The 14,609-nt window shown below is 44.1% G+C and carries 24 protein-coding genes; 5 read left to right on the forward strand and 19 right to left on the reverse strand.

Annotated features, from left to right (window positions below):
* Positions 1-228: 228 nt before the first annotated feature.
* The 7 genes from KH172YL63_RS11020 to KH172YL63_RS11050 all read right to left on the reverse strand — a co-directional run bounded on the left by KH172YL63_RS11020 (position 229) and on the right by KH172YL63_RS11050 (position 3,802).
* Complete coding sequence (locus KH172YL63_RS11020; protein ID WP_173106143.1) at positions 229-732, reverse strand: hypothetical protein; 504 nt, start codon at positions 730-732, stop codon at positions 229-231.
* A gap of 21 nt (positions 733-753) precedes the next feature.
* The gene (locus KH172YL63_RS11025) at positions 754-1,008 is read right to left on the reverse strand and encodes a SunI/YnzG family protein (protein ID WP_173106144.1); all 255 of its coding nucleotides are present in this window, start codon (positions 1,006-1,008) and stop codon (positions 754-756) included.
* 166 nt (positions 1,009-1,174) lie between these two features.
* The gene (locus tag KH172YL63_RS11030; protein ID WP_173106145.1) at positions 1,175-1,678 is read right to left on the reverse strand and encodes a GNAT family N-acetyltransferase; all 504 of its coding nucleotides are present in this window, start codon (positions 1,676-1,678) and stop codon (positions 1,175-1,177) included.
* A 98-nt stretch (positions 1,679-1,776) separates the two neighbouring features.
* A complete protein-coding gene (locus KH172YL63_RS11035; RefSeq protein ID WP_173106146.1) occupies positions 1,777-2,022 on the reverse strand; it encodes a hypothetical protein in 246 nt (81 codons plus the stop codon).
* 38 nt (positions 2,023-2,060) lie between these two features.
* Positions 2,061-2,459 (reverse strand): DUF3021 family protein, encoded by a 399-nt coding sequence (locus KH172YL63_RS11040; protein WP_173106147.1) that lies wholly within the window; start codon positions 2,457-2,459, stop codon positions 2,061-2,063.
* A gap of 46 nt (positions 2,460-2,505) precedes the next feature.
* Entirely contained in the window at positions 2,506-3,180 is a 675-nt protein-coding gene (locus tag KH172YL63_RS11045) for an HAD family hydrolase (RefSeq protein WP_173106148.1), read from the reverse strand.
* A 16-nt stretch (positions 3,181-3,196) separates the two neighbouring features.
* A complete protein-coding gene (locus KH172YL63_RS11050) occupies positions 3,197-3,802 on the reverse strand; it encodes a hypothetical protein (RefSeq protein ID WP_173106149.1) in 606 nt (201 codons plus the stop codon).
* Positions 3,803-3,952: 150 nt separating this feature from the next.
* On the opposite strand from KH172YL63_RS11050, the gene KH172YL63_RS11055 reads away from it, so the two are divergent.
* Positions 3,953-4,429 (forward strand): GNAT family N-acetyltransferase, encoded by a 477-nt coding sequence (locus KH172YL63_RS11055; protein ID WP_173106150.1) that lies wholly within the window; start codon positions 3,953-3,955, stop codon positions 4,427-4,429.
* 42 nt (positions 4,430-4,471) lie between these two features.
* Here KH172YL63_RS11055 and KH172YL63_RS11060 read toward each other — a convergent pair whose 3' ends face one another.
* The 5 genes from KH172YL63_RS11060 to KH172YL63_RS11080 form a co-directional block, all read right to left on the reverse strand.
* Positions 4,472-4,834 (reverse strand): NIPSNAP family protein, encoded by a 363-nt coding sequence (locus KH172YL63_RS11060; protein WP_173106151.1) that lies wholly within the window; start codon positions 4,832-4,834, stop codon positions 4,472-4,474.
* A gap of 91 nt (positions 4,835-4,925) precedes the next feature.
* On the reverse strand, positions 4,926-5,840 hold the full coding sequence (locus KH172YL63_RS11065; RefSeq protein ID WP_173106152.1) for a DMT family transporter: 915 nt from the start codon (positions 5,838-5,840) through the stop codon (positions 4,926-4,928).
* A gap of 130 nt (positions 5,841-5,970) precedes the next feature.
* Positions 5,971-6,144, reverse strand: a complete 174-nt coding sequence (locus KH172YL63_RS11070) for a hypothetical protein (protein ID WP_173106153.1) — start codon at positions 6,142-6,144, stop codon at positions 5,971-5,973.
* Positions 6,145-6,164: 20 nt separating this feature from the next.
* The gene (locus KH172YL63_RS11075) at positions 6,165-6,980 is read right to left on the reverse strand and encodes an SDR family NAD(P)-dependent oxidoreductase (protein ID WP_173106154.1); all 816 of its coding nucleotides are present in this window, start codon (positions 6,978-6,980) and stop codon (positions 6,165-6,167) included.
* A gap of 292 nt (positions 6,981-7,272) precedes the next feature.
* Positions 7,273-7,833, reverse strand: coding sequence for a GNAT family N-acetyltransferase (locus KH172YL63_RS11080; protein ID WP_173106155.1), 561 nt, complete (start codon positions 7,831-7,833; stop codon positions 7,273-7,275).
* A 290-nt stretch (positions 7,834-8,123) separates the two neighbouring features.
* Between KH172YL63_RS11080 and KH172YL63_RS11085 the strand changes: the two genes are divergently transcribed.
* Both KH172YL63_RS11085 and KH172YL63_RS11090 read left to right on the forward strand, forming a co-directional pair.
* Positions 8,124-8,747: an HNH endonuclease family protein gene (locus KH172YL63_RS11085; protein WP_173106156.1), complete on the forward strand. Its 624-nt coding sequence runs from the start codon at positions 8,124-8,126 to the stop codon at positions 8,745-8,747.
* Positions 8,748-8,822: 75 nt separating this feature from the next.
* The gene (locus tag KH172YL63_RS11090) at positions 8,823-9,065 is read left to right on the forward strand and encodes a hypothetical protein (RefSeq protein ID WP_173106157.1); all 243 of its coding nucleotides are present in this window, start codon (positions 8,823-8,825) and stop codon (positions 9,063-9,065) included.
* 11 nt (positions 9,066-9,076) lie between these two features.
* Here KH172YL63_RS11090 and KH172YL63_RS11095 read toward each other — a convergent pair whose 3' ends face one another.
* Complete coding sequence (locus tag KH172YL63_RS11095) at positions 9,077-9,892, reverse strand: PP2C family serine/threonine-protein phosphatase (protein WP_173106158.1); 816 nt, start codon at positions 9,890-9,892, stop codon at positions 9,077-9,079.
* A gap of 228 nt (positions 9,893-10,120) precedes the next feature.
* Between KH172YL63_RS11095 and KH172YL63_RS11100 the strand changes: the two genes are divergently transcribed.
* A complete protein-coding gene (locus tag KH172YL63_RS11100) occupies positions 10,121-10,486 on the forward strand; it encodes a VOC family protein (RefSeq protein ID WP_173106159.1) in 366 nt (121 codons plus the stop codon).
* Between the two features lie 196 nt (positions 10,487-10,682).
* On the opposite strand, the gene KH172YL63_RS11105 is transcribed toward KH172YL63_RS11100, so the two are convergent.
* From KH172YL63_RS11105 to KH172YL63_RS11130, 6 genes are all read right to left on the reverse strand, one after another.
* Positions 10,683-10,997 carry a hypothetical protein gene (locus KH172YL63_RS11105; protein WP_173106160.1) on the reverse strand — a complete coding sequence of 105 codons (315 nt, stop codon included), beginning with the start codon at positions 10,995-10,997 and terminating at the stop codon, positions 10,683-10,685.
* Positions 10,998-11,125: 128 nt separating this feature from the next.
* Positions 11,126-11,308, reverse strand: coding sequence for a hypothetical protein (locus tag KH172YL63_RS11110; protein WP_173106161.1), 183 nt, complete (start codon positions 11,306-11,308; stop codon positions 11,126-11,128).
* 57 nt (positions 11,309-11,365) lie between these two features.
* Positions 11,366-11,767, reverse strand: coding sequence for a VOC family protein (locus KH172YL63_RS11115; RefSeq protein ID WP_173106162.1), 402 nt, complete (start codon positions 11,765-11,767; stop codon positions 11,366-11,368).
* Between the two features lie 36 nt (positions 11,768-11,803).
* Complete coding sequence (locus KH172YL63_RS11120) at positions 11,804-12,358, reverse strand: hypothetical protein (RefSeq protein ID WP_232065998.1); 555 nt, start codon at positions 12,356-12,358, stop codon at positions 11,804-11,806.
* Between the two features lie 38 nt (positions 12,359-12,396).
* Positions 12,397-12,720, reverse strand: a complete 324-nt coding sequence (locus KH172YL63_RS11125; RefSeq protein ID WP_173106163.1) for a hypothetical protein — start codon at positions 12,718-12,720, stop codon at positions 12,397-12,399.
* A 988-nt stretch (positions 12,721-13,708) separates the two neighbouring features.
* A complete protein-coding gene (locus KH172YL63_RS11130) occupies positions 13,709-13,927 on the reverse strand; it encodes a hypothetical protein (protein ID WP_173106164.1) in 219 nt (72 codons plus the stop codon).
* 202 nt (positions 13,928-14,129) lie between these two features.
* Here KH172YL63_RS11130 and KH172YL63_RS11135 point away from each other — a divergent pair, with 202 nt between their 5' ends.
* Positions 14,130-14,390, forward strand: coding sequence for a hypothetical protein (locus KH172YL63_RS11135; RefSeq protein WP_173106165.1), 261 nt, complete (start codon positions 14,130-14,132; stop codon positions 14,388-14,390).
* Positions 14,391-14,609: the final 219 nt, after the last annotated feature.

A 14,609-nucleotide genomic window follows, 5' to 3' on the forward strand; every position in this document is an offset into this window, starting at 1 on the left:
GCAAAAACTTCTTCTTGATCATAAGGGCCGTGGTAATTGTTTAGCGTATTAACTCCCTAAAGATCATCACTTCATATAAAAAGGGCTAATTCCCCTATCCGAATTAGCCTCTAAATGATCTAGTTATCTGCCGTTTTCTCTATCAAATAAGAACCCTGCATCACACATCCCCAGGTCAGAACCAGATCAGACCCGTAATATAGAGGGGCCCCATACCAGTCACAATCATCACTCCGCCAATTTCTCCAATAATCCCCCATCATCTCTACTTCTAATGGTCACAATCTTCCCCTCTTCGTTGAGATTGATGAGCCCTTGGACCTTGGCGGTATGGTGGTCTTCACCCTTACTGTATTCCACTTCAACTTCATATTCGTATGCATGATCTTCGACTTTTTTTATTTCCATACTGCCAGGATTCAATTGATACCCATTTGCATCAGCCATCCGGAGGAAAACTAAGATCTGATTTTCATTGATCATCTTCTCAACATCATGCACGAGTGGCGTGTAATGTTCATCCACATACGCCTCTAATGCAGGGGGAAACGCTCCTTCTTCATTCAGAGCCGATTTCAATTCTTCATCTGGACCGGTGAATTCTTTCTCCAGAAACGTGGTGATCGTCGTTTCATTTTCGTCCTTTTCATCTGAAGAGGTGCAGGCAGTCATGGCGACAGAAACAATCAGAATCACCATGAATGTTTTAATCAAATCTAAAGATACTCTCATGAATACTCCCCTTTAGTCTGGTTAATTCATATAGGATAAAATCTTCCCTTTCATTCCCCCATCGCTTGTAAAAAGAATATACGTTTCGGCCCCCGTTTTGATGACAATCCGGTCAGTGTGCCCATACGGAAATCCGATCCTAATCGCATTTTTCTCCTCTCCCCCATATGTATCATCGCTCGACACTTCCTTAATTTCAGAAAGAGGGATATCGATTTTACTCAGTTGCCATTTGATTTGGAGGCTGCTCTCTTTTTTTGATACTTTTACTTCCATGGTTGTCCCTCCTGTCTTGTTACATAACTATACGATTTACCAAGTGGGAAGTTTCAATTTTCAGGAAATTAGGGATGCAATCTACTGCACTAGTCGATAAAATTCTTGTTAGTAACACCATCGGGTAAGCCAGATCGCTTATTCACCAATTCATGTATGTCATTCTTTATAAAAACAACACCATATAATCCTCATCATAAAAAGTATCATTGATTTTTAGTGCTTTTATTTCCGTACCGAATACTTTAAAGCCTAATTTTTCGTAAAGCTTCTTTGCTCTTTCATTTGTTGTGACAACCGTTAAATTGATTTTTTTCAATACGGTGATAGATTTTGCTTGCTCTATTGCCTTTGTTAGCAGTTTTTCACCTATACCATTACCGCGCGTGTCAGGAGTTACGTACATGGCCACTACATTTGCCCGGTGACTCAGTTTGGCCGGTGTTTCCTGCAGCAGCGTGACAACGCCAACCAGTTCTTCGTCCTTAAACGCACCAAAAGTGAAGTTCCCTTCGATTGATAAATTTTGAGCCACACGGTCAATGGGATTTTCCCTTTGTATAGCTTCTTCATAACTTGTGGCGAATGCTTCTGGATTTTGTTTCAAAGCCTCCAGTCGTAAGTTCCAATATTGTTTTGCATCTGATGGTGTTAACAATCTGATATTCATATATTCTCCTCTATTACTGATTTTGTTTTGTTCAAGTCATCTGTCCTTTAATGATTAAGTATCATTTCAATCCGTTTACTAAATTGAAATGTTTACTATTATCCACCTATTCCCTTAGCTAACAACAGGAAAAAGCTAAAAACCAAAACCGCACTATTTAGTAAAACACCAATAATTCCTGACACCAGTTGTTTTGATGCTATTGCTAATAGTATCCCAATGACCGATAACGTTGTGAGAATACCTATGGCTAATGTCAGATTAGCATTTGGTCCCCTTAATATAAAAAATACCACTACACTGCTTAGTACCATAAGGATTGAGGTAACACCTAACTTGTTCATCTCCCCGCCCTCCTTTGTAAAAATGAATTGTATCCTTCTCAAGAACCGTATTCTTTATACTTTCTCATGTACCGTTTCTCACGCCATACCGAAAATAAAAACGTAACGATAAACAACATCAGTTCCACTTGATTGAAATGAAAAAAAACCTTCAATGCATCCCTGAATGAATGTACAGCATACATCCCACTCAGCAGCAGGGTTGGATAAACTGTGACCAGCATGACCAGATAGTGAATGAGGATCTGCTTCCCCCATTTCCACTGCTGCACTTCATACAGGACACTTGTCAGCCCTAAGAAAAATGTGATGAGTGCAAGGACGAAGGTATTGTTGGCTTCAGCTGAAGATCCTAGAAAAGCATGCCAGATGGATGCTGTGCCGAGGATGATTAGAGGGATGACGCCCCTGATCAGGCATTTTTTAAGTAGATTCATATGTAGATCCTTTCTTTAAAAGGTTTCTGTGGTTTACATAATATAATTACGTTAAATAAAACAATAACTGATCCAATGATTCAATCTCTCCATAAGGTTGAATGTCTGAATGATTCTCTATTTTGCCCGGATTGTACCAGATCCCCATCATATCGAGACTTTGACTTCCGTAGATATCGAGAATCAAATGATCTCCTACAAACAGTACCTCTTCGGGCTGGACGCCAAGCTTAGCGAGTGCAATCTCAAAAATGGTTTTGTCCGGTTTTGATGAACCGACTTCTTCAGAAATGATGATGGTGTCAAAGTGCCTGTCCAGATGGGTGTTGGTGATTTTCTCATTCTGTCTCAAGCTGGTTCCATTGGTAACGATGCCGATTTTCACCTGCTGTTTCATTGTATGAAGCAGATTGAATAGCTCTTCTTTGATGGAGAAACATGTTGGGAAATGCTCATTCCAAAAGTCTTGGATGGCATGAGTCGGTAGCCTCTTCCCAGTTGGAAAGTCAGCAAAAAATGATTCCAGCACAGGAGTTTTATCACCTTGACCAAAGCTTTTCTTGTCATATAATTTGAATGCCCTTAACATGTCTGACTTCACATTGTCGTCCACGTCACCGTAGCACCGTTCCAACACCAGGAGAAACAGGGCGTCCACTGCCGCATTTCTGTCCAGTAAGGTGTCGTCCAGATCAAACAGTACTGCTTTCACTTTGCTCAACGTCGCCACATCCTCTCTAACTGTCAATCTTCAATTTTCCGATCAATTCAATGATGTCTTCATTTTCACCGGCACCGACTGAAACCAGCTCGGCCTCTTCAATGATTGTCTTCGTGTAGTCTTTCATGGATCCTTCGATCTGTGCCGGGCTCGGCCAATGGGATGGAATCGGATATACATTGATCGTGCCGTCCCCGTTTCCGCTGTACGTGACGATGCCGTCCGCTGAGATGCTCCCGCTTAGCACAATGACGTCCTCGGGGTATGCCACGCTGCCGTCATCATAAGGATTCATCTGTTCTTCTGCTGAATGGCGGCTGACGTGGAGCTCCCCCACGTCCCTGTTTCCCGTCACTTCCATCCACACTCGGGCATACCCGATCTTCTCCGCTGAGTAGGAAGAAAGTGGATCCTCGGTGCTTTCTGATTGTTCACTTGCCAATGCATCTTCCAAATCAACCGAGTCAGGTTCTTCTGAAACTGACTCCTCATTATCCTGTACTTCCTTTTCAGGCTCATCGACATGCTGTTCTTCACTCCCGGTTTGAGCAGACTCTCCCCCGCAGGCGAACAGGGCGGCCGATGAACTGACCAGTATCATGCATAGAACGATCTTTTTCATTTGTACCCCCTCTTTCCTATTGGAATTTCCACTACTATCCTATCAATTCCATTTTATGTATAATATTAGTTAAACCCAGATGGGCAAAACATTCAACCTTTTATAAAAGATTTACCGAAGAGAATAAATCATGCAGAAGGGGTATTCAGCATGCAACTGAAATTGAGAAGACGAACTGAAGAAGATATCTCAGCATTTCTCACATGGAAATATGATGGGATGTACGCTTTTTATGATAATGATAGTCAAACAGAGAAAATACAAGGATTGAAGCAGAGCGTACATGCCGTGAGGGCTTTTTCGGTCGAGGATGAACGTGGGAATCTGATCGGGAATTGTGAATTTTATGATGTAGAGGAAGATGGCAACACCATCCTTGTGATGGGTGTCCAAATGAAGCCGTCGTTGACCGGGAAGGGATACGGCTCAACCTTCGTCAAATCCATCATCGATCAGGGGAAGGAAATGTTGAAGTTCACCCACTTGGAGCTCGCAGTCGCTGACTTCAATAAGCGGGCGATCCGGACTTATGAGAAAGAGGGCTTTCGCAAGCGGGGACAATTTGAGAATACCATCAGAGGAAGAGACTATACGTTTGTCATCATGGAGAAAGATTGGAAGAAGTGATTTGTCGAAAAGGGAACGTCTGGTTGGGCGTTCCCATTTTCTTTACCGTGCTGCTAATGAAGGATCCTGGCTCGTTACAGTCGATTGTATGAAATCCTGGTCGATGGAATTGAATACGCTTTTCAGGTTCTCCCGCCCACCCATTTTCTCGAACCATGCATGAACACGCTTCATATGCGCTTCATCGCTTCTCACATTCCCTTCAATTTCCTCGTACGCCTCATAACTGTCGTATTCCCAAATCGCAAACACTTCCACTTTCCCGTCACGTTCTTCCGTCATCCATCTTCCGACGAGCCTTGACCCGTATTTTAACTGGGTCAGCAGAAGCGTTTTATTGAAATGGAGGTTGAAATCCTCGAGGATGGTTGGGGATATTTGGTACATTTTTCTGCGGTAGATCATCGGGTGTTAGTCTCCTTTCGGGTGTTGTCTTAATTAATTCGTTAAATCGACGCGAACATCCACTTTTTTTCAGTCAAAAAGCACCAAGATACTATATATTTCCTTGCATGACCCTTTTCTTCCGCCAAGGCTCGGCAATTTTATGAAAGAAATTCAATGCCACGGCAGCCCCCATGCATCCTAATAGGCATCCACCCACCAGAAAAATAGTAAGCTCCGATTCTCCTATCAGTACAGATGCGACCCCTCCAACTGCAGGAAACAGTGCAACCATATAGCTGCTCAGCGAAGCCCCAATTTGTTTCACCAAATTCAGATAAAACATCCAGGCGGCAAAAGACGCGATGACTGTCAGATACAATAATGCACTAACGTAGGAAATTGACGTCGGAAATGCAAATGTCTCCCCCTGCATTATGGAGAGGACCAGCAGGAATAAAGCTGCGACAATTCCACCAATGCTATTCGAATAGACTGGATGAATATGATGTTTCGCGTTACGTGCGGAACTCGCATCTCCAATAGAGGTTAACAGCGTGCCGAGCAGTGCAATTCCTATCCCTTTTATATAATTCAAAGAGAAATCATGAACGAGGATGGGATAAACCATGACTCCCACACCCATTAATCCAATCATTCCCCCTACTAAAATACGCGGTTCTAGCTTCTCTTTTAAAAACACCCGGAGCGATATCGGTGTCAGAACCGTCTTCAGAGAGAAAATCAAGGTAACCAATGCAGCATTGCTCCAAATGGTCCCATAATAGAGAAACAAATAACTTAAAGCAAAATTACAGATCCCAAACGTTACGATCGTAAACATGTCTTTCTTCACAGGGAACCCTTCTGGCCTTGTCAGGAAAGCAAAGAGAACGAAAAGACATGCTGCCCCAAGCAGTCTGTAAGTTAATGAGACTTCCAAACTGACCGGCGTACCCTGTATCTTTACTGCAATGAAATTCAATCCCCATACCAATAAACAAAAGACATACATAAAGGTTCTCATCCGAGGCACCCCCTTACAACCATGCCTTCGTATAATATTCTATATTTTTCTGATGCCTTATTCTTGATGAAATCTCTCAAAGTAATCAACAAATTTTGCTTCCTCCAAATCGGCTGTCTAATGAAACAGCTTAAAGTGAATGAAAATCCTTTTTATGCATCTCCTCATCAACTAAAGCCACTCTTACCTCAACTTTCTTATCTTCAATCCTTTTTACCCTTTTAAAAGTAAAAAGAGACAGCAGCCAAACTACTGCATATTTCACTTTTAAATCATGCGGATTCCGCTGAATAATGTTCATCATCAAGCCCATTCCTTGTCATATCACTCTTCAAACGGCAACGGCTTACTCCCGTCTATATCCGTAAAACCATACTTCTCGGCCAATTCAGCGACCATCAGTACTTCGCCGGTGATTTCTGAGACATTTGTGTCTCCTGCCAGCGCCGCCACTGCACGACCGACATACGCCGTGGTTTCGGTCGCACCATCCTCGGGGCCAAAACCTGCATCCTTCACCCGCTCAGTCCTCATCCAGCCTGGACAGAGGGCGACGGCAGAGACGTTGAATGCGCTTAACTCCTTTGCCATCCCCTCGGTCATGCGGTTGATCGCATTCATGGCCAGATCATAATATAAGTTGCCTGAAATTCGATTTCGTATAAAAAATGTGATATTCACAATCAGCCCATCATGATGCTGCATGAGCGGCACAGCGTACCTGCTTGTGAGCAAATAAGCTTGCGGCCCGGCTACCATCATGGCATCCCAATGGGCTGTCGGACGCTCCCAGAAGTGCTTCCCCTCACCTGCAGGAAGAGAGCTTTCTGAGCCTCCGAATACACTATTCACTAAGAGATCGAGCCGGCCATGTTCCCTTTCAATCTGATCGAAAAGGTTTCGCACGTCTGATTCATTCGTGTGATCACACCTGACAGCGATGCCCCTCCCTCCCCTGGAAGTCACACCAGCGGCCGTTTCCTCAATCGTTTCCGGGCGATGATCGGTTGTATTTCCCTTCACACTGCGCCCGGTGACGTACACCGTCGCACCTGCACTGCCGAGTTCGAAGGCAATTCCCCTGCCTGCTCCACGGGACGCACCTGTGACAAGGGCGACTTTTCCTTGTAGTGGTTTCATAACAGCTCTCCCTTTTAGGTTTTTGATCGGGTATGGGGTGGATTCCTCACTACACTCAACAATATCTCTGTTTAGATAGTGAGGTTTGGTCTGTTTAAGCGTGTAGGTGAGGTGAAAATGCTAATTTGTTGTATGTATGATGGCTATTTTGCAGGTAGGGTCTCCCGTATGGGGGATATATTATCGACTTCGGCCGGGATATTATCGAGTTTCAGCGGATATTATCGACTTTGCACAACATATTATCGAGTTTCTGGATATATTATCGACTTTGACCGATATATTATCAACTTCAACAAAACCCCTGTCCACCACGACCTGAAACGCCACTCCTCCCAGCCCATACATCAAGCTCCCTTTCATACCTCAACGACACATACCCTTCCCCTTCATCCCGGTAGCTTTCCTTTTCCCTTTTAAACACAAACCCTCTTGCTTCATAAAATGGAATGCCTTTTTCATTTCCTTTCTGCACTGACACCCACTGTTTGTCTGCTTTGAAATCATGCTTCTGCTGGTGGGTGACGGCATCGAGCAGCATGGTGCCGATCCCTTCGTTCCGTCTTGCCGGATCAATGTACAGGACGAACAGTTCCCCGTCGCTTTCACTGATCATCCCGCCGCCGGCTGCGCCGACGACTTCATCGTTTTCGACTGCAACAAAGTAACCGCCCCAGTGCCAGTTCCGCTCCTTCACTTCTTTCAGGACCCGCTCCTCGTTGTAGAATTCCTCAATCACTCTCTCAATATAGGAGTCTGTATACATGTCCCCATACGTTGCCCAATATCCTCCACTGCACACCCTCATAATTCCTCGCACGTGACTAGGATCCGCTTGTTTGATCTGTATCATCGGTTCACCATCCTTCTATTCTTCCATTTTACCAAAAAACGCCAATCAACACCCCTTTTTTTACCACATAGGCGCAATGTCCCGCTCCCCCAAGAAAATTCCCATCCCTCTGATTCCATTGATACGGGACCTAAGCTTCAACTTCACAAAAGAAAGACTATTTACAAAATTTTAACTTGTTAGCATGTTATTCCATCCACTATCATGACTAGTAGAAGCAGGGCTGTTAACATGCCAATCCTCCGGGAATGACATGTTGATATAAAAAAATACATACAGGAGGCATCCCCATGCTAAAAAAATTCATGTTGTTGGTTGTTGCTCTACTTCTTTCGTTCGCTTTATTCCTGCCGTCGGCGCTTGCGTTTCCGCCCGGCACGCCGTCAAAGTCTGCGGCACAGTCCCAGCTGAACGCGCTCACTGTACAGTCGGAGGGCTCGATGACCGGCTACTCACGGGATAAGTTTCCCCACTGGATCGGCCAGGGCAGCGGATGCGACACACGCCAGCTCGTCCTTCAGCGTGATGCCGACAGTTACAGCGGCAGCTGCCCAGTTACGTCCGGCAGTTGGTACAGCTATTATGATGGCGTGACATTCACTGATCCGTCAGCCCTTGATATCGATCACGTTGTCCCGCTTGCAGAAGCATGGCGCTCAGGTGCCAGCAGCTGGACGACCGACAAGCGCGAAGACTTCGCGAATGACCTGGACGGCCCGCAGCTGATTGCTGTCAGCGCGAGCACAAACCGTTCCAAAGGAGACCAGGATCCATCCACATGGCAGCCGCCCCGTGCCGGTGCCGCATGCGGTTACTCGAAATGGTGGATCAGCACGAAGTACAAATGGGGGCTCACACTCCAATCTTCTGAAAAAACAGCCCTGCAAACGATGCTCAACAGCTGTTCATACTAATGCACTAATGGGCAGCGCCCGTACGTATACCGTACGGGCGCTGCATGAATCTATAAAAGTATTGGAGGAATTCTCATGGAAAAGAAAACATCCATCTTCACCGCCACACACGGCGTCATGACCGAAGAAGCCGGCGTGATCAGCGGGGAACTTGAACTACTGACATCATGTGATGCCGATGGTGTGCTCACACTCTCCATCACCTACGTCGGAGCTGAAGAATGGTATACCTTACCCGGCGATGCACAACGCCTGTTTGATGTATGGGATCATGAAGTGATTCATAATCTGCTTGTAAAAGTATTGGAGCGTCCTTAACGGGCGCTCCCTCACATATCACTCGGAATCGTCATGTCTTCCGAAACCTCAACATCCCAGCCAATCACCGTCGTGCTGTCTCTAACCCCATGATCTCTTATCGTCTCCAGCAACATGCTGATGGCTTGGGCAGGTTCCTGACCTTTGATAGAATCATATATTTTCTTCGGGTCAGCCCACGGCTCATCCGGGCACTCCACCAACCCGTCCGTCGTTAACAGAATCCGGTTCATTCCCTGCCTCAGCTCCCTCACCCCGCTGCTGTAGCACGGCACTTCTTTGTAAAACGTGTTCACCTGCCCCACCCACTCATAAAATTGCCTCTGGTTGATCCCATATTGCCCGTGATGCGCAAGCTCAGGGTGAAAAAGAAAGGAAAGACAGTCTCCTACCGAGAACCACCACACATACTTGCCCTTTCTCAACAGAAGTAAACAAGCCGTCTCCCCCTGCACATTCCGACACTTGGCTATAAACCGTTCCTCCTGAAACATACCCAGCACCGTTTCTTCGAGCTTACTAAACGTATCTTCAATTGGCTGAGAAAATAGATGAAGAAATTCTTCTTTATATGACATGCACTGATCTGTAACCAATTCAGCACTCTCAGCCGACATATGGGCATCAAGGATCATCGCAAACTCCCACTCCTCATCAGTATCCGCCCACACCAGGCACCCGTCCTCATTCTTATACTGCCCCACAGCTGAATTTCCGCCAAACCGGCCAAGCGTCACATGGTTGATGTTGCGAATGTCGATGCGATCGACAAAATCCTCCTCGCTCCCTACCCATTTCAGCTCTTTAATACCTGGTCTATTCTCCATTTGCATCCCCTTTTGAACGACTATGTATTTTTGAATATTCTATATATTTCCAGTTTGGTTGTCAATAGAAGCACGGGGGACGGTTCTCATGCTTCTCATTCATCACATAGTATAAGAGATACTTATAACAAAATATAACAATCCCCTATTTTACTTAACACCTATTCAGCGATAAGATAAATGTGAGTTTGGCATATTTTTCTAACTATAGATTAGGAGGGGATAAAGATGATCCTTGGCATCCATCACGCACAGATCACGATTCCGCAAGACCGTGAACAGGAAGGAAAGGATTTTTATATCGGGGTACTCGGACTTCAAGAGGTCGATAAGCCCCACTCACTCCAAGGCCGTGGCGGCTTCTGGTTAAAAGTCGGCGACCGGGACGTACACGTCGGGACTGAAAATGGCTTCGACCGGACGAAAACGAAAGCCCACCTGGCATATGAAGTCGACAACATCAACGCATGGAGAGACAAGCTGAAAAAGGAAGGCATAGAAATCCTCGAAGGCATCCCCATCCCTGGTTATGAACGGTTCGAGTTCAGGGATCCGTTTGGGAATCGGGTTGAGATGATTGCGGAGGTGGGGTGAGGAGCGTTGGGACGGTTCTCATGCTTCTTTTCATTGGTGCTAAGCCTGCCCACACCAATGCCAAAAAGCGGATGCATATATAAACATCAAACATTTTAATAAATCCCTGCATCTATATCCAAGCCAGATTTTCACTAAAAAAAGGCCATTTCATCATGAAACGACCCGAGTTTTCTCCTCTTACAAAACACCGATATTATGTTGCATAATAAAAGACTGTGATTCCTAAGTTAATCACCATAAACAAGATCAGTCCTAACGTGATCGGTGTGAATCGAAATTGAAATTGCTTCACTTCTCCTGCATCTTGTCCGGTCCATCCTTTGATGCTGGTGTTATGAACGTTATTACTCTGATTTATGAACAGCAGGTACAACCATACGGCACCGAAGATAAGTAATCCACCTATGAACAGGACGTCCAGAAGTCTCCATCCAAAAATGAATGCCACCAATCCCAGAAGTCCCGCTTCTATCAGGATGGTCATGGTGACTGCAAAGAATTTTTTCATCGAACAAACCCCCTCTGTATGTTAACTTATATACGGAAAAAGCTGATGAAAGTTTCATTTTTTTGGAAATTCGTAGGATCGATAATAAGAATCAACAAAAAAGACCCGTCTCCAAACGGGCCCTCCAATCAATTCACTACAACAAAATACTTCGCCATTTCCCCCTCAGAGACAATGATCCGCTCTGAATAGTCATGGGTCCGCAATATATATTCTTTGATGCCTATATACTCGGATTCAGCGACCATTACGAATGCTTCACCCTTTTTATAGTTCATAAAGTTTCTTTTTAAATACAGCCTTTTCAGCATTGGCTAACTCCTTGAATGTTTTACATTTTGATTCTGATATCCTTTAATGTACTACATTCAAAGAGGCGGCGCCACAAACTCTACCTTAATCCTGTCGGGATCTTCAAAGAATACGGCGTAATAATTTTCACCGCCGGCAAAAGGGTGCTTGTCTTCATAAAGGATCTTCACGTTCTTTTCCTTCAGTTTGTCGGTCATTTCGTCAACCCGTTCCCTTGAAGCTGCATGAAAAGCGAGGTGATTCAAGCCAGTCCTGCATCTGTGATAAGGCACGTCCAGATGTTGCTCTTCTGTCTGGACAAACACAAGATACGTGTCACCTAGCTTCCAGCTGTAGCCCTGATCCCATTTCTGAAAAGATTCGTATCCTAAATCTTTCAGGAACCAGCTCCAGAATGAGGTTGATTTTTCTAAATTCGATACATAGATTTCGACATGATGCAGCAAGCCTTCAGGCATGATGGATCCTCCTTATGTATGGATGGGGGACGGTTTCTATTCTCCGTCCTTCCCCTCCCAGTCTTTTAACATTTCTTCATCAATCTCTTCCAGCACTTCCTCAGAACCGTCCGCCCGCGTCACCTTCACTTCCTGGGATGGCTCACTGCTGATTTCATACCAGAACCGCTTACCGTCGGCTACATCAATGATGTTCGCCTGTTTCCCGCCAACATGCACCTGTTGAATGGTAGGATCACTGATGGCACCTGAAAAGATATACGGCTCTTGGTGCATGGCCGACCATTGCACAGGCGTACCCCATTCAGCTCCCCTTGTTTGCTTCCATTCCCACACACCATTCTCCTTCTTGATATAGGCAATGAATATTTGGTCTCCTTGAAGATTATGTTCTGTAATGATGGCAACCGCGTCGTGATCGGTCACCACATTCTCTTCATGATGCACCAGGGAATAAGCGTACTTCACTTCAGGTTCATACTCCTTTGCATGTCGCTCCATTCTTTCATGAAAGAAATCCTCAAAGCTTTGGTTAACCGAACATGCCGCCAACGATGTGAGCATGATCAGGACGATAAAAAGTTTTTTCATATGGATCACCTGCATTTTCATTATGTATTGAAAGCCCACTAACCAGTATATTGAAGAGCCATAAGAAACATGGCAACAGTCAGTCCAAGGGCACTTGCTTTCAGCTTGGCAGAATGCTTTCTGGAACTAAACATGTAGTAGATCATCACTGCAATAAACCCCATAGGCATCCAAAGCTCGAAGATCCCTTCTTCCGTACTATGGGAATAGACGACACCTATATGGGTACTAATCAAGAAATAAATAAAGACAGTATATCCGCGGTTTTCTAATTGCTTGCTCCATTTTATTAATATGTAAATGATGATGATGGCAGTGGTCAGATAGAAGATGTTTAAAAAGTTGATGTTTATGGTGGTCACCTCCTTTTATATGATGTTAGGAATATATGAGATTATACCAATTATTTCAAAATACTTCTGAAAATTCAATAAGCAAGTAAGCACGGGGACGGTTCTCCTGCTTCCTCTAACTTTTAACCCCACCTACACCCAAAAAGAGACCGTCCCCAAAAGCTAAGTAGTTCTGTTTTTGTGGACAATCATCGCAAATAGCAGAACTGTTGGTATTGATATATCGGCGTTTTATGAGAAAATAACAAAAAACATTATAAGAAATAGCACCCTTAAAAACAACGTGACAAGGGCTATTGTATTGTACGAAATTGGGTGCTTTTTTACTTGTGAATTGATATGTGATTATAATTCTATTACGAGAAAAATCAAGGATTATTACAATATGTGGTATTGTTGATTAGGATGTTCTTATTTTTCTGGGGGTGAAATATATGGAAAATAGATGGGTACTGGTAGTGGTATTATTTTTTGTGTTAGGTTCTGCTATGGTAAGCAGTATGAATTCGCTTAGTCACACATTTAAGTCATTTTTTTATGGCATATCTTTGACCGTTTTAATTGTAATAGGATTAGTAAATTTATATCGATACTTCAAATTGAATAAAAACTAATTCATAGAGAACCCCTTACACTAACGGGGCTTTAATTGAATCAGAACAACACATTCAATGACAAAAAGCTTGGGATATCCCAAGTCTTTTTTGTTGTGTTAATTGAATTGTAATTCACTCACTATTTAAGTTGCGAGAACGCATGTTTTTGCGGCGGTGGTTTTAAGTTTCCCCCATGTTATCCGAACTACCTACCCCCAAAGGCCGACCCTCCCCAAACTAAAACTGCTCTAAAACCCCTCAACCCATCCAATATCCGCTTTGTACTCCTTCCCAATACCCTCCCAAAACTGAACAAACCTCTTCTTTTTTCTTCCCACTGGGGATACGCATCCTTAAATGTACCGATAAATGATGTATCCCCTGCGAGCACCCCGTGATTCTCATGTGACACCCTCAGTCCCCATTGGCCTTGGGGTGAATAGATCATGAATGAGCCGGTTCGCTCTCCTGCTGTTTGATATGATGATATCGGTGTATTTCTTTTGTTGAGATTGATTTAAATCAGGAAGACTCGTCAATTTACTTTCAAGATGGTTTTCTCTTTTGAGTTCCTTCATCACATTTGTCTTGCCCTTGAGCAGGGTAACTAATTCATTCAAAGCATCATTGATCTCCAATGACGGGGCATAACCTGTTTCAATCTCCCAGCATCCCTCGAGCCTTGTCATTATGCACGGGGACGGTTCTAGTGCTTCCTCTTAACTGTACCTAAGCACCAGCCCCTCCGCGTGCCAGTTCACACAATATAAGGGTAGTATCATCAATTCATTTCCACTATAATAGCAGGAAGGAGGTGAGAAAATGGACAAGCAAATCGTGAACATGTTATCTGATATTCAACAGAACATGAAAGAATTCGACCGTAACCTAAAGGAATTCGGAAGTGATATAAAAGAGATAAAGGAAACGGTGAATAGAATTGAAGTATCACAAACAGAAGATGTCATTGCTTTGTTAAAAGTAGGCAACCAGCGTTCTGAAACAGACTTTGATTATCTGAACACAAGATTAACAGATATCGATAAACGGGTTTTCACCCTTGAGAATCGATCGGAAGAGTAATCGTCATTCCTCGATATAAAGTTATGCCGATTACCTTTTACCTACTCTTCGTTCCCTCTCACCATGATCCACACTCCATTTCTTCGATTTTTCCCATCCTAAAGCTTTAGCACAACGGGGGCCTGACCCCCTTATTAAGTGGCACACCCATTCAGGTAGAAATTCTAAGCCCTTCACACCTTAAACTACGCCCCTTCCATTTCACAGAATAGAAGATAT

Source organism: Bacillus sp. KH172YL63 (genome assembly GCF_011398925.1).
Lineage (GTDB): Bacteria > Bacillota > Bacilli > Bacillales > Bacillaceae_B > Rossellomorea.